The sequence below is a fragment of the Rhodoplanes azumiensis genome, from assembly GCF_042682915.1.
GTDB classification, from domain to species: domain Bacteria; phylum Pseudomonadota; class Alphaproteobacteria; order Rhizobiales; family Xanthobacteraceae; genus Rhodoplanes; species Rhodoplanes azumiensis.
In genome coordinates this window covers 163,382-181,368 of sequence record NZ_JBHUIW010000005.1, presented here as the reverse complement: position 1 = coordinate 181,368, position 17,987 = coordinate 163,382, and the positions used below count along the sequence as shown (strand labels likewise).

General features: G+C 70.7%; 13 protein-coding genes. 9 read left to right on the top strand and 4 right to left on the bottom strand.

Translation table 11 applies throughout. The annotated features are described in order from the left end of the window. The first annotated feature begins 33 nt into the window (after nt 1-33). The 3 genes from ACFSOX_RS07210 (at nt 34) to ACFSOX_RS07200 (ending at nt 6,142) form a co-directional block, all read left to right on the top strand. Entirely contained in the window at nt 34-771 is a 738-nt protein-coding gene (locus ACFSOX_RS07210; protein WP_378477119.1) for a NapC/NirT family cytochrome c, read from the top strand. Between the two features lie 930 nt (nt 772-1,701). Further along, on the top strand, nt 1,702-2,934 hold the full coding sequence (locus tag ACFSOX_RS07205) for an efflux RND transporter periplasmic adaptor subunit (protein ID WP_378477118.1): 1,233 nt from the start codon (nt 1,702-1,704) through the stop codon (nt 2,932-2,934). 16 nt (nt 2,935-2,950) lie between these two features. Beyond that, nucleotides 2,951-6,142, top strand: a complete 3,192-nt coding sequence (locus ACFSOX_RS07200; RefSeq protein ID WP_378477117.1) for a multidrug efflux RND transporter permease subunit — start codon at nt 2,951-2,953, stop codon at nt 6,140-6,142. 6 nt (nt 6,143-6,148) lie between these two features. Here ACFSOX_RS07200 and ACFSOX_RS07195 read toward each other — a convergent pair whose 3' ends face one another. Continuing rightward, the gene (locus ACFSOX_RS07195) at nt 6,149-6,490 is read right to left on the bottom strand and encodes a hypothetical protein (RefSeq protein WP_378477116.1); all 342 of its coding nucleotides are present in this window, start codon (nt 6,488-6,490) and stop codon (nt 6,149-6,151) included. Between the two features lie 254 nt (nt 6,491-6,744). Between ACFSOX_RS07195 and ACFSOX_RS07190 the strand changes: the two genes are divergently transcribed. The 6 genes from ACFSOX_RS07190 (at nt 6,745) to ACFSOX_RS07165 (ending at nt 12,509) form a co-directional block, all read left to right on the top strand. After that, entirely contained in the window at nt 6,745-7,641 is an 897-nt protein-coding gene (locus tag ACFSOX_RS07190) for a LysR family transcriptional regulator (RefSeq protein ID WP_378477115.1), read from the top strand. 497 nt (nt 7,642-8,138) lie between these two features. Beyond that, complete coding sequence (locus ACFSOX_RS07185; RefSeq protein ID WP_378477114.1) at nt 8,139-9,017, top strand: amidohydrolase family protein; 879 nt, start codon at nt 8,139-8,141, stop codon at nt 9,015-9,017. Between the two features lie 26 nt (nt 9,018-9,043). Continuing rightward, entirely contained in the window at nt 9,044-10,069 is a 1,026-nt protein-coding gene (locus ACFSOX_RS07180; RefSeq protein WP_378477113.1) for a Bug family tripartite tricarboxylate transporter substrate binding protein, read from the top strand. Nucleotides 10,070-10,271: 202 nt separating this feature from the next. Continuing rightward, nucleotides 10,272-10,988: a PIG-L deacetylase family protein gene (locus tag ACFSOX_RS07175; RefSeq protein WP_378477112.1), complete on the top strand. Its 717-nt coding sequence runs from the start codon at nt 10,272-10,274 to the stop codon at nt 10,986-10,988. Next, nucleotides 10,985-11,680 (top strand): 4-carboxy-4-hydroxy-2-oxoadipate aldolase/oxaloacetate decarboxylase, encoded by a 696-nt coding sequence (locus ACFSOX_RS07170; RefSeq protein ID WP_378477111.1) that lies wholly within the window; start codon nt 10,985-10,987, stop codon nt 11,678-11,680. The genes ACFSOX_RS07175 and ACFSOX_RS07170 overlap by 4 nt, the downstream gene beginning before the upstream one ends. 43 nt (nt 11,681-11,723) lie before the next feature. Continuing rightward, a complete protein-coding gene (locus ACFSOX_RS07165; RefSeq protein ID WP_378477110.1) occupies nt 11,724-12,509 on the top strand; it encodes an SDR family oxidoreductase in 786 nt (261 codons plus the stop codon). Nucleotides 12,510-12,660: 151 nt separating this feature from the next. On the opposite strand, the gene ACFSOX_RS07160 is transcribed toward ACFSOX_RS07165, so the two are convergent. The 3 genes from ACFSOX_RS07160 to ACFSOX_RS07150 form a co-directional block, all read right to left on the bottom strand. Further along, nucleotides 12,661-13,773, bottom strand: a complete 1,113-nt coding sequence (locus tag ACFSOX_RS07160; RefSeq protein WP_378477109.1) for an OmpA family protein — start codon at nt 13,771-13,773, stop codon at nt 12,661-12,663. Between the two features lie 1,392 nt (nt 13,774-15,165). Next, nucleotides 15,166-16,458, bottom strand: coding sequence for a DUF3422 family protein (locus tag ACFSOX_RS07155; RefSeq protein WP_378477108.1), 1,293 nt, complete (start codon nt 16,456-16,458; stop codon nt 15,166-15,168). 231 nt (nt 16,459-16,689) lie between these two features. After that, complete coding sequence (locus ACFSOX_RS07150) at nt 16,690-17,973, bottom strand: TRAP transporter large permease (RefSeq protein ID WP_378477107.1); 1,284 nt, start codon at nt 17,971-17,973, stop codon at nt 16,690-16,692. Between the last annotated feature and the right edge of the window lie 14 nt (nt 17,974-17,987).

Below are 17,987 nucleotides of genomic sequence, written 5' to 3'. Positions count from 1 at the left end.
CGCCCGTCGCGCGGCAGGACGAGGACAGAACCGATGACCGACAACCCCGCGCAACCGGCTTCCGCGGCGCCCGATGCCGCCTCCGGAACGCCCGCGAAAGCCCCGGGCCGCCTGCGCCGCCTGTGGCGCTGGTTCTGGAGTCCGTCCGGCACGCTCTCGCTCGGTGCCCTGCTGATCGTCGGCTTCCTCGGCGGCATCGTCTTCTGGGGCGCCTTCCACACCGCGATCGAGGCGACCAACACCGAGGCGTTCTGCATCTCCTGTCACGAGATGGAGGCGAACGTCTTCCGCGAGTATCGCCAGACCGTGCACTACACCAACCGCACCGGCGTGCGCGCCGTGTGCACCGACTGCCACGTGCCGAAGGACTGGACCCACAAGATGATCCGCAAGGTCCAGGCCTCCAACGACCTCCTTCAGCACATCCTCGGCACCATCGACACGCCCGAGAAGTTCAACGCGCGGCGTCTCCACCTCGCCACCAATGTGTGGCGCGCCATGAAGACGACGGACAGCCGCGAGTGCCGCAACTGTCACGACTTCATCCACATGGACTGGTCCGTGCAGGAGAAGCGTTCGGCCGAGAACCATCAGCAGGCGGTGAAGAACGCCGCCACCTGCATCGACTGCCATCGCGGCATCGCGCACCGGCTGCCGCCCGGTGCCCAGGAGGCCGCCGACAAGCTGTGGCGCGAGCTGTCCAACGGTTCCGCCGCCAAGGGCGCGCCGGCCGCGGCGGCGCCGTCCGGCGGCAGCGTCGCGGCGCGCTGACCGGGCGCTCGCGCCCGCCTTCGTCGCCGGCCGTTCCCGCGGCGCCCGTCGGTGCCCCGGGGCCTCGGACCGGTGCGCGCTGGCGAATCGACCGCTCGATCCTGATCGGCCCGCCCGCCTGCGAGGCGCGGCCGCCTGCGAGGCGCGGCCGCAGGCGGGCGGGGCTGATCCCGGCAGGGCGGGTCGCTCGACTTCGACCGCGATCGTCCAGGCGTCGCGGGGGTAAGCCCTTGCCGCCCGCCCCCCGCCGGCCGCGCGGCCGAACGCCGCACGGGTCGCTCCGGCCGCCCCGCCCGATCGCTCGCAACTCTCTCCCCGGAAACGTGTTTCTACGGATGCGGCAGGGCGAGGCGGGGCGCCCGCGCCATGCTGCGACATTGCGGCGCCCCCTGCCAGGTTGTCCGATGCATTGTCGATCTGTAGCTCTGAGAAGTGCGGATTCGGTTCCGGTCCATAAAACAGCAGAACGGTCGAAATAGAGATTAATGGCGTCTCGTATTGTCGTCTTCAATCGATACGGAATACGTGGTGGTAAAATGTTAAATCTGAAAATGTCTTATGTACTGCGCTGCAATAGAGGCAAAAATCTGCCGTATTCATCGGGCTCGGTCGAAAGCTGAACGGCTGTTAAGAAAGCCGTAACGCTGCCCAAGGAACACTCCAGGGGACATCGGGCAGCACAACGAGCGGGCGGACCGTCGGTCGAAGCCTGCCGGGCGGGGAGTTCCAAGGTTGCCGGAGTGCACGGCGCGATCGCGGACGGTGTCCGTTCGGGCCGCGAAATCGGCGTGAGGCGAGCGGACGGCCCCCGGCCGTTCGGCGGCGGAGCCGTGTTCGGGCCGCCGCGACGATATCGACGTGACGCTTGATCGACATGACGCTTGGACGACGTGACGCTTGGACGACGTGGTGGACTTTGGAGGTGACGACATGACGGTTCTCGATGTCCTGAACCGCCGGACCGGGACTGCTCTGGTGCTGCTGGCGGGCCTCGGGCTGGCGGCCTGCACCGAGGCGCAGACCGAAGTCGCCCAGACGAAGGCCGGCGCGGCGCCTCCCAAGGTGTCGGTGGTGACGCTGCAGCCGGCGCCGCGACCCTATGTCCGCGAGCTGCCGGGCCGCATCGCGCCGGTGCGCATCGCCGAGGTGCGGGCCCGCGTGTCCGGCATCGTGGTCGAGCGGCCGTTTCGGCAGGGCGCCGACGTGAAGGCGGGCGACGTGCTGTATCGGCTCGACTCGCAGCCCTACGAGGTCGAGCTCGACGCCGCCCGGGCGGCGCTCGCCAAGGCCGAGGCCGTGCTCGAGCAGTCCGAGAAGCAGGCCAAGCGCATCGAGGAGCTGCTCCTCGGCCGCGCCGCCTCGCAGGTCCAGCACGAGACCGCGGTGGCGACCTTCCGCCAGGCGCAGGCCGACGTCGCCGCCAAGAAGGCCGAGGTCGCCCGCGCCGAGCTCAATCTCGGTTATGCCAGCATCCGCTCGCCGATCGACGGCCGCGTCGGCCGCGCTCTCGTCACCGAGGGCGCGCTGGTCGGGCAGGGCGAGGCGACCCATCTCGCCACGGTCCAGCAGCTCGACCGCGTCTATGCCGACTTCACCCAGTCGGTGGAGGAGCTGCAGCAGCTCCGTCGCGACTTCGAGTCCGGGGCGCTGGAGCAGGTCGCGCCCGACACCGCCAAGGTGCGGTTGGTGCGCGCCGACGGCACGCTCTATCCGCACGCCGGCAAGCTTCTGTTCTCCGACGCCAGCGTCGATCCCTCGACCGGGCAGGTGACGCTGCGCGGCGAGTTCCCCAACCCGAACGGCGAGCTCCTGCCCGGCATGTATGTGCGGGTGCAGATCGAGCAGGGCATCGACGGCGACTCGCTCGCCGTGCCGCAGCAGGCCGTGCAGCGCGACGACACCGGCGAAAGCCGCCTGTTCCTGGTGCGCGACGACAACCGCGCGCATCCCAAGCCCGTGCGGCTCGGCCGTGTGGTGGACGATCAGTGGCTGCTGCTCGACGGTGCCCAGCCGGGCGACCGCGTGATCGTCGAGGGCTTCCAGAAGTTCGTGCCCGGCGACGTCGTCGAGCCGGTGCCGTACCGGCCCGGCCACCAGCGCCGCGCCGCGGCGGAAGCGCTCGAGGGCCGGGTCGAAGCGGACGCCACCGGCGCGTTGCGCTGACGGCGGAGCGAGCCGGATGCCGTCCTTCTTCATCGATCGGCCGATCTTCGCGGTCGTGGTGGCGCTGTTCGTCGGCCTGTTCGGGCTCTTGGCGCTGCCGTTCCTGCCGATCGCGCAATATCCGATCATCGCGCCGCCCTCGATCTCGATCTCGACCAGCTATCCGGGCGCCTCGCCCGAGAACCTGTACAACAGCGTCACCCGGCTGATCGAGGAGGAGCTCAACGGCGCGAGCGGCATCCTCAACTTCGAATCGACCTCCGACTCGCTCGGCCAGGTCGAGATCATCGCCAACTTCGTCCCCGGCACCGACCCGAGCATGGCCTCGGTCGAGGTGCAGAACCGCATCAAGCGGGTCGAGGCGCGCCTGCCGCGCGCCGTCATCCAGCAGGGCATCCTGATCGAGGAGGCCTCCAGCGCGGTGCTGCAGATCATCACGCTGTCCTCGACCGACGGCAGCCTCGACGAGATCGGCCTCGGCGACTTCATGATCCGCAACGTGCTGGGCGAGATCCGGCGCATCCCCGGCGTCGGCCGGGCGACTCTGTTCTCGACCGAACGGTCGCTGCGCGTCTGGCTCGATCCGGCCCGCCTCGTCGGCTACGACCTCACCGCCGACGACGTGACCAAGGCGATCGAGGCGCAGAACGCCCAGGTCGCCTCCGGCAGCATCGGCGCCGAGCCGAGCCGGCCCGGCCACCCGGTCTCGGCCATGGTGCTGGTCAAGGGCCAGCTCGCCTCGCCGGACGAGTTCGGGTCGATCGTGCTGCGCGCCAATGCCGACGGCTCGACGGTGCGGCTGCGCGACGTCGCCCGCATCGAGGTGGGCGGCATGGCCTATCAGTTCACCACGCGGCAGGACGGCAAGCCGGTCGCCGGCCTCTCGGTGCTGCTGGCGCCGACCGGCAACGCGCTGGCCACCGCGCGCGCCGTGCACGCCAAGATGGCGGAGCTGTCGACCTACTTCCCGCAGACCATCAAGTACGAGATCCCCTACGACATCACGCCGGTCGTGCAGGCGTCGATCACCAAGGTGCTGATGACGCTGGGCGAGGCCGTGATCCTGGTGTTCCTCGTGATGTTCCTGTTCCTGCAGAACATCCGCTACACCGTCATCCCGACGCTCGTGGTGCCGGTGGCGCTGCTCGGCACCTGCGCCGTGCTGCTGCTCGGCGGCTTCTCGATCAACATGCTGACCCTGTTCGCCATGGTGCTGGCGATCGGCATCCTGGTCGACGACGCCATCGTCGTCGTCGAGAACGTCGAGCGCATCATGACCGAGGAGCATCTCGGACCGCGCGAGGCGACCCGCAAGGCGATGAGCCAGATCTCGGGCGCCATCGTCGGCATCACGCTGGTGCTGATGGCCGTGTTCGTGCCGATGGCGTTCTTTCCCGGCTCGGTCGGCATCGTCTATCGCCAGTTCTCCGTCACCATGGTGGCGGCGATCGGCTTCTCGGCGCTGATGGCCCTGTCGCTGACGCCCGCTTTGTGCGCGACGCTGTTGAAGCCGGTGACGCATCACGGCCCCGGACGCGGCGTGTTCGGCGCCTTCAACCGTGGGCTCGACCGCGTCAAGGATCGCTACGGCCGCTTCGTCGGCTGGTCGCTGCGGCGCGCCGGCCGGATGCTGGTCGTGTTCGCCGTCATCGTCGCGGCGATGGGCTGGATGTTCGCGCGCCTGCCGGCCGGCTTCCTTCCGATCGACGACCAGGGCTTCATCACGGTCGACGTGCAGACGCCGCCCGATGCCTCGTTCAACCGCACGCTGGCGGTGGTCCAGGAGGTCGAGACGTTCCTGATGAACCGCAAGGGCGTCGACGGCGTCACGTTCCTCACCGGCTTCTCGTTCCTCGGCCAGGGCGCCAACACGGCGCAGGCCTTCGTGACGCTGGAGAACTGGTCGAAGCGCGGCCCGAACGACTCGGCCGCGGCCATCGTCGCCGACGTCAACAAGAGCCTCGCCGGCCTGAAGGACGCCCGCATCTCGGCGCTCGAGCCGCCACCGATCGACAATCTCGGCAACTCCGCGGGCTTCTCGTTCCGCCTGCAGGACCGCGGCCAGAAGGGCTATGCCGAGCTGATGAAGGCGAAGGACCAGCTCCTCGACGCCGCGCGAAAGAGCCCGGTGCTGCAGGACGTCTTCGTCGAAGGCCTGCCGCCCGCCCCGCAGGTCGAGCTGATCATCGACCGCGAGAAGGCGGCCGCGCTCGGCGTCGCCTTCCAGGAGATCAACGCGACCATCTCGACCAATCTCGGCTCCGCCTACATCAACGACTTTCCCAACCGCGGCCGCATGCAGCGCGTCATCGTGCAGGCCGACGATCGCGCCCGCATGCAGGCCGACGACATCCTCGGCTTCAACGTGCGCAACGCCAAGGGCACGCTGGTGCCGTTCTCGTCCTTCGCGACGGTGAAATGGTCGGTCGGACCGAGCCAGGTGGTCGGCTTCAACTACTATCCGTCGGTGCGCATCAGCGGCGCGGCGCGGCCGGGCTTCACGTCGGGTGACGCCATCGCCGAGATGGAGCGCATCGCGGCGACGTTGCCGCGCGGCTTCGGCTTCGAGTGGACGGGCCAGTCGCTGCAGGAGAAGGCGGCCGGCTCGCAGGCGCCGCTGCTGCTGGCGCTCTCGGCCCTCGTCGTGTTCCTGGTGCTGGCCGCCTTCTACGAGAGCTGGACCGTGCCGATCGCGGTGCTGCTGGTGGTGCCGCTCGGCATTCTCGGCGCCGTCGCGGCCGTGACGCTGCGCGGCCTGCCGAACGACGTCTACTTCACCATCGGGCTGATCACCATCATCGGTCTCGCGGCCAAGGACGCGATCCTGATCATCGGCTTCGCCCGTGACCTCAACCTCGCCGGCATGCCGCTGGTGCAGGCGACCGTCGAGGCCGCACGGCTGCGCTTCCGGCCGATCCTGATGACCGGCTTCGCCTTCGCCTCCGGCGTCGCCCCGATGGTGATCGCCTCGGGCGCCAGCGCCAAGAGCCAGCAGGCGCTCGGCACCGGCGTGCTCGGCGGCATGATCGCCGTCGTGGTGCTGGCTCTGATCATGGTGCCGGTGCTGTTCGTCACGGTGCAGCGCCTGCTCGGCAGCGAGGGCGCGCGCGGCCGTGGACTTCGCCTCCAGGCGCGGCGTCGCCTGATGCGGCACCGCCGGCGCAAGCTGCGCAAGCACGGCGTCGCGGTCGCGTCGCAGGAGGCGTGAGCCGGATCATTCGGGGCCGCTGCGGCGCCAGCGGCGGCCGGCTTCGCGGCGGCGCGCGCAGGCGCGGGCGATGCGTCGCGTGACGGTCGCGAGGCGCTCGGTCGCGACGTCGACCCGCACGGCGGCGAGGCGGTAGCGCCCACCGAAACGAGCGAGCAGGTCGCCCGGCGTCACGACCGGCGACGGGCCGGTGGCGGCGATCTCGCAGCGTCCGATCAGGGTGCCGGTCTCGCCGTCCCAGGCGGCGATCATCATGGTCGGCTGCGCCGCCGACCCGGCGCGGCTCACCGAGTAGCTGAATCCGGGATCCTCCGGATTCCGCAGCGGCATCACGATTGCGCGGCTCACGACACTGATCCTCGTGCTCGACCGGTCGGATCAGCATGCACGGACGAGTCTCACGGGCCGGGTAAGAAAGGCCCGCAGGGTGCGGCGTTTTCGCCGGTTTGGTCGAGGGCCGGTCGCCGGAATCGTGACAATTCTAGCGAAACGCGCCTCGGGCGCCTCTGCTTTGAACCACACGCATGGATTGGTTCCGGCGAGACCGTATCGGGGGTTGGGCTCTCCCGGTAAGATGCCGGGTCCGTGGTCGAGGACTCGCCGTGCGTATCGATTTCCTGGGGCTCGAAGCCTTTCTCAGCATCGCCGAGCGCGGCAGCTTCCATCGCGCCGCCGCCAACCTCAACCTCTCGCAGACGGCGCTGAGCCATCGGATGCGAAAGCTCGAGGACGATCTCGGCGTCAAGCTCTTGGTACGCACGACGCGGCACGTCGCGCTCACCCCGGCCGGCCTCGACCTGCTGCCCAAGGCGCGCCGCATCCTCGACGAGGCGGTGCGCTCCTTCGAGGACTTGCGCCGCCAGGGCCGCGCCCAGCAGGAGCGGCTGGCGATCGGCTGCCTGCCCACCATCTCGATCCGCTACATCCCGCGCGTGCTCGCCGAGTTCACCAGGATGTATCCGAGCCTCGACGTTCAGGTGTTCGACAACTCGGCCGGCGAGATCGCCGATCACGTCCAGTCGGGTCGCGCCGAGTTCGGCATCACCATCGTGTCGGTGAACCGCTGGGATCTCGAGGTGACCGAGCTCCTCAAGGAGCCGTTCGTCCTGGTGTGCCCGGCGGATCATCGGTTCGCCGCCGAGAAGGCGATCACCTGGGCGGATCTCGAAGGCCAGCCGCTGGTGCGGGTCAGTCCGCAGACCGGCAACCGCGTACTGATCGACGACGCGCTGGGGCCACGCCGCGAGACGCTGTCGTGGCGTTACGAGGTGCAGCACCTCTCCACCGCGGTCAGCCTGGTCGCCTCCGGGATCGGCCTCGCCGTGGTGCCGCGGCTCGCCGTCGAGGCGAGTGGTCGCACCGGCATCGCCACGGTTCCGCTGCGCAATCCGAGCGTGACGCGCTCGCTCGGCGTCGTGGTCAAGCGTGGTCTGCCGCTGTCGCCGGCCGCCGAGGACTTGTTGAAGCTGATCAGCCGCACCCTGCGCAGCCGCGAGTGACGGGCGGTCGCCGTCCGGGGGCTGCTCGACCACCCTCCGCTCCTGCCCGCGAGGCGAGGGGCTTTTCACAATTCGTCATCCCGGGGCGCGGACCGCAGATCCGCGAGCCCGGGATCCATCCCCCCCCGGTGTCGGTGGCTCACGAGAGACAGGGCGTATGGATCCCGGGCTCGGCGCTGACGCGCCGCTCCGGGGACGACGGGAGCCATTCTGCAAAATGCCCCAAGAGTGGGCTTGCTGCATACGCTCCCTGTGCGACCCTCGGCCTCCGGGGCGTGTGGGAGACCGTCCATAGATCGGTAACCATTCTCCGCACATTGCGATGAATATAATGCATCAATGCCCGCAATAATGTCATTTGATTGCGCCGGCGTCCGGCGTCATGGTCACGCCGCGGTTGGGTCGCGTCATCCTGATCGGTGGCCCACCCGCGTCACTGCCCCGGACCGGGCATCCCCGCCGCCCGGTCCGGTCGGCAGTCTCGCCAGAGGCCGGCCATGAGTCCCATCCCGACGATTCCCCCGCCCCATCCCGATCCGCACACGCCGGCCTTCGCCTTGCCGCCGCTCGCCTGCGACACGCACTGCCACGTGTTCGGCCCGGACGCGAAATACCCCTACGTCGCCGACCGGCCCTACACGCCGCCCGACGCGCCGCTCGCCAAGCTGCAATGGCTGCAGGAGCGCATGGGCATCGGCCGCGCCGTGCTGGTGAACGCCACGCCGCACGGCCGTGACAACCTGGTGGTGACGGACGCCATCGCGGCGAGCGGCGGCCGCTACAAGGGCGTCGCCAATGTCGATGCCAGCTTCTCGGACGCCGAGATCGCCAAGCTCTCCGCCGCCGGCATCGTCGGCTGCCGCTTCACGTTCCTGGCCCGGCTCGGCGGCCGGCCGGATCTCGCCACCTTCGAGACCGTGGTGAAGCGCATCGCGCCGCACGGCTGGCACGTCGATCTCTACCTGCCGGCCAAGGAGCTCGACACCTTCGCCCCGGTGCTCGACACCCTGCCGATCACCTACGTGATCGACCACATCGGCGTGGTCGACGCCAGGCTCGGCGTCGAGCAGGCCGCCTTCCGGGCTCTGGTCGCGCGTTACGAGCGCGACCCGAAGTGCTGGATCAAGTTGACAGGCGCCGAGCGAGTCTCGTCGTCCGGTGCGCCTTATCACGACGTCGTTCCCTTCGCGAAGCGCCTGATCGAGGTCGATCCGGACCGCCTGCTGTGGGGCACCGACTGGCCGCATCCCAACGTGCCGGCGATGCCCGACGACGGCGATCTCGTCGATCTGATCCCCCTCTACGCTCCCGACCCGGTCGTGCGGCAGAAGCTCCTGGTCGACAATCCGGCCCGTCTGTTCGGCTTCCCCGTCTGACCGTCCTCCGACGGAAAGGATCCGACATGAACAACGACAAGATCGGCGGACCGAGCCGCCGCACGCTCCTGCGCGTCGCCGCCGGCGGCCTCGTCGGCGGCCTCGCCGCCCCGCTGGCCACCCCGTTCGTCGTCTCGTCCGCGGCCTGGGCGCAGGCCAAGTATCCGGCCCGGCCCATCAAGGTCGTGGTGCCGTTCGGCGCCGGCGGCGTCGCCGACATCACGGTGCGCATCGTCACCGAGCGGCTCGGCGAGAAGATCGGCGGACGCTTCGTGATCGAGAACGCCCCCGGCGCCGGCGGCTCGCTCGCCGCGACGCGGGTCGCCTCGTCGGCGGCCGACGGCTACACGCTGGCGCTGTTCTCCAACGGCACCGCCGTCTCGGTCGGCCTGTTCAAGCAGCTGCCGTTCGATCCGGTGAACGGCTTCGTGCCGATCTCGACACTCGGCCTGTTCGACTTCGTCCTCGCGACCAACAAACAGACCGGCTACACCAAGCTCGCCGATCTGATCGCCGACGCCAAGAAGCGGCCCGGTGCGCTCAACATCGCGACCGTGATCGCCGGCTCGACCCAGAACCTGTCGGGCGTGCTGTTCAACAGCGAGGCCGACATCAAGACCGAGATCGTCGTCTACCGCACCACGCCGGACGCGCTCGTCTCGGTGCTGCGCAACGACGCCCAGCTCGTCATCGACTCCTACGCCTCGCTGAAGGGCTCGATCGAGGACAAGAACCTCGTCGCGCTCGCCACCTCGGGCGCCAAGCAGTCGCCGGTGCTGCCCGACGTGCCGCCGGTCGCCGCGACGGTGCCGGGCTTCGACGCCACCTCGTGGAACGCGCTGTTCGCCAAGTCCGGTACGCCCGAGGAGGTCGTGCGCATCCTCAATGCGAGCCTCCAGGAGGTGCTGGTCGAGGACGAGGTGAAGAGGAAGCTCCTCGAGCTCGGCATCGTCGCCTCCGCGTCCACGCCGGCCGACCTGTCGGCGCGGCTGACGAGCGACATCAAGCGCTGGTCCGCCGTCATCGACAAGGCCGGCATCCAGAAGCAGTAGTCGCGTCGGTGTTTCCGGGGCATCGTGCTCCGGAACAGAACGATCAGGTCATGGCCGGGCTCCTCACGGCCATCCATGTCTTCGGCGGAACGGACCGCAGGACGTGGATGCCCGGCACGGGGCCGGGCATGACGAGGCGGAGTAGCGGGCAGCGGAACGCTGTCGGGATTTCAAGCTCGGACAAGCTCGGAAGAGGTTCCTCATGAGCAAGACTGGTCTGGTCGTCACCGCCCATCCGGGCGATTTCGTGTGGCGGGCGGGCGGCGCCATCGCGCTGCACGCCAAGAAGGGCTACCGGATGAAGATCGTCTGCCTCGCCTATGGCGAGCGCGGCGAGAGCCAGTTCGCCTGGAAGCAGGCCGGCATGACGATGGAAAAGGTGAAGGCCGGCCGCAAGGACGAGGCCGAGCGCGCCGCCGCGATGCTCGGCGCCGAGATCGAGTTCTTCGACGCCGGCGACTATCCGCTGCGTCTGACCGAGGCGCATCTCGACCGCCTGATCGACATCTATCGCGAGCTCAACCCGGCCTTCGTGCTCACCCACGCGCTGGAAGACCCCTACAACGTCGACCATCCGGAAGCGACGCGCTTCGCCCAGGAGGCCCGCATCATCGCCCAGGCAATGGGCCACAAGCCGCACGCCGAGTACACCTACGGCGCGCCGCCCGTCTTCCTGTTCGAGCCGCATCAGCCGGAGATGTGCAACTTCAAGCCGCAGGTGATCCTCAACATCGACGAGGTGTGGGAGATCAAGCGCAAGACCTTCGAGATCCTCGCGGCGCAGAAGCATCTGTGGGCCTATTACGAGCGGGTCGCGCTGAACCGCGGCGTGCAGGGCGGCCGCAACACCGGCAAGCCGATGACCTACGGCGAGGCCTATCAGCGCCTGTTCCCGATGGCTCTGGAGGAGCTGGCATGACCGCCGGAGTCTGCGTCCGCAACATCGAACGCGCGTCGCCCGAGACCATCGCGGCGCTGGCCGAGCACGGCGTCGCCACGGTCCACGAGGCGCAGGGCCGGCTCGGCCTGATGAAGCCCTACATGCGGCCGATCTTCCCGGGCGCCCAGGTCGCCGGCTCGGCCGTCACGGTGCTGGCCCAGCCGGGCGACAACTGGATGATCCACGTCGCCATCGAGCAGCTCCGCAAGGGCGACGTGCTGGTCGTCGGCGTCACGGCCGACAACACCGACGGCATGTTCGGCGATCTGCTCGCCACCTCGCTGAAGGCGCGCGGCGGCGTCTGCCTCGTCATCGACGCCGGCGTCCGCGACGTGAAGACGTTGACCGAGATGAGCTTCCCGGTGTGGTCGCGCGCCGTCTCGGCGAAGGGCACGGTCAAGGCGACGCTCGGCTCGGTCAACGTGCCGGTGGTCTGCGCCGGGGCGCTGGTCGCGCCGGGCGACGTGATCGTCGCCGACGACGATGGCGTCGTGGTGGTGCCGCGTCGCGACGCCGACACGGTGGCGGCCGCGGCGGCCAAGCGCGTCGCCGCCGAGGAAGAGAAGCGCAAGCGGCTCGCGGCGGGCGAGCTCGGCATCGACATGTACAAGATGCGCGAGCCGTTGCTGAAGGCGGGCTTCCGCTGGGTGGACAGCCTCGACGAGGTGTGAGACGCAGTCGGTCCCGGTCATCGTCAAGAAAAAAGGGAACGACATGGATCTCGGTCTGGCGGGTAAGACCGCCCTGGTGCTCGGCGCCGGCGGCGGTCTCGGCGGCGCCATCGCGACGGCGCTCGCCGCGGAGGGCGCGCGCGTCGCGGTCGGCGACATCGACGGCGACGCGGCGCGCCGGACGGCGGCGGCGATCCAGCAGGCCGGCGGCAGCGCGCTGCCGCTGACCTGGGATCTCGCCGACCTCGCGTCGATCGAGACTCACGTATCGGCCATCGAAACGACACTCGGGCCCGTGGAGGTGCTGGTCAACAACACCGGTGGTCCGCCCCCGACGCCGGCGACCGGCCAGGATCCGGCGCTGTGGTCGAAGCACTTCCAGTCGATGGTCCTGTCCGTGATCGCGCTCACCGATCGGGTTCTGCCGCAGATGCGGGCCCGGAAGTTCGGCCGCGTCATCACGTCGACCTCGTCGGGCGTGATCGCGCCGATCCCCAATCTCGCGGTGTCGAACGCGCTGCGCCTCACGCTGGTCGGCTGGTCGAAGACGCTCGCCCGCGAGGTCGGCCGCGACGGCGTCACCGTCAACATCGTGCTGCCGGGCCGCATCGCGACGCCGCGCATCAGGTTCCTGGACGAGCAGAAGGCCAAGCGCGAGAACCGCCCCGTCGAGGACGTCTCGGCCGAGAGCACCGCGTCGATTCCGGTCGGCCGCTACGGCGAGCCGAAGGAGTACGGCGACGTGGTGGCGTTCCTCGCCTCGACCCGCGCCTCCTACGTCACCGGCTCGGTGATCCGGGTCGACGGCGGCTTCATCCCGAGCATCTGATCAGGTCGGGCCGAGGTCGAAGGAGCGTCATGGCCGGGCTCGTCCCGGCCATCCACGTTTTTCGGCGCTCGCCCGATCGGGCGCGGCCGGTCGGCCGCGCCGTGGATGCCCGGCACGAGGCCGGGCATGACGGAGCGTGTGGCTCGCGTGCTCACCGCGGCGGTTGCGGCTGGGCCTCGCCGGTCAGCAGCGGGGTGATGCGGCGGACCGTGACGCGGCGGTTTTCCCGCAGCGGGCCGTCGGTCGGCACCTTCAGATACTGCTCGCCGTAGCCCTGCGTCGTCAGGTTCTCGGCCGGCACGCCGAACTGCTGAGTGAGCACCAGCGCGACCGATTCGGCACGACGGTCCGACAGCGACAGGTTGTCGACGTCGGAGCCGACCGCGTCGGTATGGCCCTCGATCAGGAACACCTCCTGCGGGTTCGCCTGGATGGCGCGATTGAGGCCGTCGGCGATGCCGGCGAGCTTCTGCACCTGCGCCGGATCGAGCTCCCACGAGCCGGACTCGAACGTCACCGTGTCGAGGTCGACGCGCGGCATGCGATCGCGCAGCGGCGCGTTGTAGCGGATCTCGTCGAGCGTGTAGGGCCGCTCGATCGCCACGACGGGCGGTGCCGTCAAGGTCTCGTAGAGCAGCACCGGGTCGGCCCGCTCGGTCTCGACGATGTAGCGCTCGCGCGGGATCTGCACGACCGGCGGCTGCATGTTCAGCATGAACGCGCCGACGCCGAGCCCGACCGCGGCGCCGATCGCCATTCCGGTGCCGAAGCCGGGGCCCCGCCGATCGGGCGGCGGACCGCCCGGACCCCAGCCGCGCCGATTGTCGATCAGCACGTATTCGCGGCCGTCCGGCATCATGCGGGTGCGCCGGATCAGGTAGCCGTTCTCGTCCGTCACGGTGACGACGCGGTCCCCGTTCGGGCGCACGACGACCGTGACGTTCTCGCCGCCGCGCCGCTCGACCCGCACGTCGCGGGCGCCGTAGCGGAAGCGGTCGAGCTCGTTGTGGCGGATGATCGTCGTGTTGCCCTCGCGGATGATGGTCCGGTCGGGCTCGCGGATGATCGTGGTGTCGCCCTGGCGCTGTTCACGGCGCTCGCCGCGCAGCTCGTCCATGCGGCGCAGCGGCTGACCCTGCGCCGACTGCGGCGCCATGCCGGCGCCGGCGCCGGGTGGGGCGACCGGGATCGGCCGGGCCTGCTGCTGGGTCGGGGCCGGAACGCCGGCCGGCGTGAGCGGGGCGGCCTGTGTCGACGGCACCACGGCGGGGGCCGTCGGCGCCACAACCGGGGCCGTCGCGGCCGGGGCCGTCACGGTGCCCGGTGCCGTCCCCGGAGCGCCGGAAGGCGGTGCGCCCGTCCCGCCCTGGGCGGCCGGCGGCGGTCCCGGCGGCAGGCCGGGACGGCCCGGCCCACCCGGGCCTCCGAAGCCGCCCGGTCGCCCCGGAGCGCCGGGGGGGGCCCGGCGGCGGCGCGGCGACGGTCGGCGCAGTGCCGGACGGCGGTCCGGGCGGTGTCGTCTGCGCGGCCGGCGGCGTCGCGGGTGCCGGCGTCTGGGCCGCCGGCGGAGGCGGCGGTGTGGCGGGCGTCGTGGCGGGCGCGCCTTGTGCCGCGGTGGGCGGAGTCGCCGGCGTTCCCGGCGCGGCCGGCGGCGGCGCGACCGGGCGTCCCGGCACGCCGGGCGGAGTCTGGGCCGCGGGCGGCGGCGCGACGGGGCGGCCCGGCACGGCCGGCGGCACGCCCGGAGCACCCGGCCGGCCGGGCGGCGGCGTCTGCGCGGACGGCGGTGGCGGCGGGACCGGGCGGCCTGGCCGGGCGTTCGGATCGGTCAGGGCGGCAGGTGGCGGCCCTTGGCGTCCGGCCGGCGGTTGTCCCTGCACGGCGGGCGGCGACGGGCGGCTCGGCGGCGGCGGTGCCTGGACGTTCGGTGGGGGTTGGACGCCCGGCGGGCGCTGGACATTCGGCGGCACCGGCCGCTGCGGGGGCTGCACCTGGGAGGGCGGGGGCGGTGCCTGGCGCTGCGCCGGCGGCTGGGCCTGGGGCGGCGGAGGGGGCACGGGACGCGGCGCCGGCGGCTGCGCCTGCGGGGCGGGCGGCGGCGCCGGACGCTGCGCCGGAGGCGGCGGCGGCGCGCGCCTGTGCGGCGGCGGGGCAGGCGGCGCCGGCGGCTGGGCCGGGCGCTGCTGCTGCGGGGCGGGCGGCTGGCCCGGACGCGGCGGCGGCCGCTGGCCGGGCTTCTGCTCCTCGGTCGCGGGGGCCGGCGCCTGCGCCAAGGTCGGCGGGGCGACCAGCACCTGCGTTCCGACGAGACCGGACAGGACGGTGCCCGCCAGGAGCAACCGCTGAAGCTTGAACATACGCGTCCTCATGGGTGACGAGACGAGACTCGGGATCGGCGTGGAGCCGACATCGTCGGCGACGGTCGTCGCGACGACGTCATGCGAAGTCGGCGCGTCGGGGGTGCGGGCGCGGCCGTCGCACGGGCTGTCGTGGAGTGCTCCCGAGCGGGGTACGTTCCTTACGATAATCAGGAGGTTGACCGGATTACGGCGCGCCCGTGTCGGGTCTGTGCCGGTGGTCACGGACCGGTGTGCGCCACGCGATGGGGGGGCGATGTCGGCGCGCGCGGCCGGGCGGCCGCCCTTCCGAACGATCGTCAGGGCTCGCCGTGGGCGACCCGCTTGCGGAAGCCGCGCAAGCCGGCCCAGACCGCGCCGGCGACGAACGGGATCGAGGCGCCCATGGCGATCTCCGGGCTGACCGGGAACCCGGCCGTGTAGGCGCCCTTGGCCAGGTAGCCGATCAGGCCGACGACGTAATAGGTGACGGCCGCGACCGACAGGCCCTCGACGGTCGACTGCAGCTGCAGCTGCAGCTTGGCGCGGCGGTTCATCGATTCGAGCACGGCGCGGTTCTGTCGCTCGCGGGTGATGTCGACCCGGGTCGACAGGAGCTGGGTCACCCGCGCCACTCGGTCGGACAGCGACTGCTGGCGCTCCGACACCGCCTTGCAGGTGTTCATCGCCGGCACCAGCCGGCGGTCCATGAACTCACGCAGCGTCTGGATGCCCTGGATGCGCTCCTCCCGCAGCTCGGTGATCCGGCGCTGGACGAGGTCGTGATAGGCGAGCGCGGCGCCGAAGCGGAACAGGTTCGCCGCCTCGCGGCTCTCGATCTCGGCCTCGAGCCGGGTCAGCCGTTCGAGCAGCACCGGCTCGTCGGCCTCGCCGGCGGCGACCAGCGCGTCGGTGACCTGGGCGAGCTCCTTTTCGCGATCGCCGAGGAACGGTGCCAGCTCACGGGCGACCGGCAGCGCCAGCAGCGCCATCATCCGGTAGGTCTCGATCTCCAGGAGACGCTGCACCACGCGGCCCGCCTGCAGCGGCGTCATGTGCCGATCCTGGACGACGAAGCGGCCGAAGCCGTCGGCATGGATGCGCAGATCCGTGAAGGCGACGGCGGCGCGGTCCGACACCGGGCCGCCGACCAGCGCGTTGCCGCGGAACAGCGTCGCCGACACGGTGTCGGGATCGACCGGGCCGTTGTCGGCCTTCATCACGGCGGCATGCGCCGCGACGATCACCTGGCCGGGACGGGCCGCGACCCAGCTCGCCGGCGCGAGCGCGATCGCCGGCTCGGCGAACGGATCCTCGCTGCCGCCGAGCCCCGAGGCGATGAAGGTGTAGCGGGCGAACTCGCCGTGCCGCTCCCACACCAGGCGGAAGTCGCCGAGCTGGCCGGAATAGTGGTTGGCGCCGGGAAACGGCGCTGTCGCGCCGAACCGGCGGGCGAGGTCGCAGACCCCCTGCCATTCGAGCTCGCGGTCCTCCCACGGCGACACCAGCGCCAGATAGGAGACGCGGCTCGGCGTGGTCAGCGCCTCGGGCGGGCGGGCATGGACCTCGTCGCTCAGGGCGAAACGCTGGGCGTGGTCGGCCGGAAGAGACATGTCGATGTTCAGCACCAAATTCGTGTCACCAATCAGATCGCCGGACGACGAGAATCGTCCGGCAGACGATGCCCGCATACGGGCCGAGAGCCGCAACGGACCACATCATACTGCAAAATTGCGAATGCTGCACTGCAGCAGAATGGCGAAGTTCCGACCCGAAACGCCTGCTTCGTTGCCGGGCGACCCCGGCCCGCGAAATTTTCCCGATCCCGGGGATCGCGCCCGGGATCAGTACCCCAGCACGCGCGGCAGCCACAGCGCCAGCTCGGGCACCGCGATCAGCAGCACCAGCACGCCGAACATCGCGGCGATCAGCGGGCCGACCCAGCGCAGCGTCGCCTCCATGGGCACGCCGGCGATGCGGCACGACACCATCAGATTGACGGCCATGGGCGGCGTGAACTGGCCGATGGCGATCTTCAGCGTCAGCAGCACGCCGAACCACACCGGATCCCACCCGAACTTCGCCGCGATCGGCATCAGCAGCGGCAGCAGGATCAGGAAGGTCGAGACGCCGTCCAGGAACATGCCGATGACGATCAGCATGGCGATCAGCATCGCGAGGATGACGGTCTCGCTGCCGCCGGTCGCGACGATCGCGGTCGCGGCGCGGTCGAACACGCCGAGCGTCGAGCCGGCATAGCCGAAGATCGCGGCCAACGCGACGACGGTGAGGATCACGCCGGAGATCTCGGCCGCCTCGACCAGCATCTCGTAGAGGTCGCGCAGCGTGAGGGTGCGGTAGATCACGAAGCCGACGAAAAGGCCGTAGACGACCGCCATCACGGCCGCCTCGGTCGGCGTGAACCAGCCGGCCCGCATGCCCCCCAGGATCAGCACCGGCGCCATCAGGCCCCAACTCGCCTCGGCGAGCGACTTCCAGAAGGGCGGGCGCGGCAGATCCTTCTCGGCGATCCCGAAGCCGTGCTTCTGCGACATCCAGAAGATCGGCCCGAGCAGCGCCAGGCCGGCCAGGATTCCGGGGATCATGCCGGCGGCGAACAGCGCCGGCACCGAGGCCTGCGGCACCAGCACCGAATAGATGATCAGGGCGATCGACGGCGGGATCAGGATGTCGGTCGCGGCCGCGGCGCCGATCACGCTCGCCGAGAAGGCACGCGGATAGCCGGCGCGCGACAAGGCCCCGATCATGGCGCCGCCGACCGCCGCGGCGTTCGCCGGGCCGGAGCCCGAGATGCCGCCGAGAAACATGCTCACCATCACGGTGACGGCGGCGAGCGCGCCGGGACGGCGGCCGACCAGCACGGTGGCGAAGTTGACCAGTCGTAGCGCGACGCCGGAGCGATCGAAGATCGCCCCGACCAGGACGAACATCGGCACCGCGAGGAGCGGGTACTTGGCGATGCCCGTGTACGCCTGGGTCGGCACGCTCATCACGCCGAGATCGCCGAGCCAGATCGCGAGCGTCCCGGCGAGCCCGAGCGCCACCGCGACCGGCGTGCCGAGCACGAAGAGAACCATAAACCCGAGGAACAACGCCGCCGTGGTCATCGATCGGATCAGTC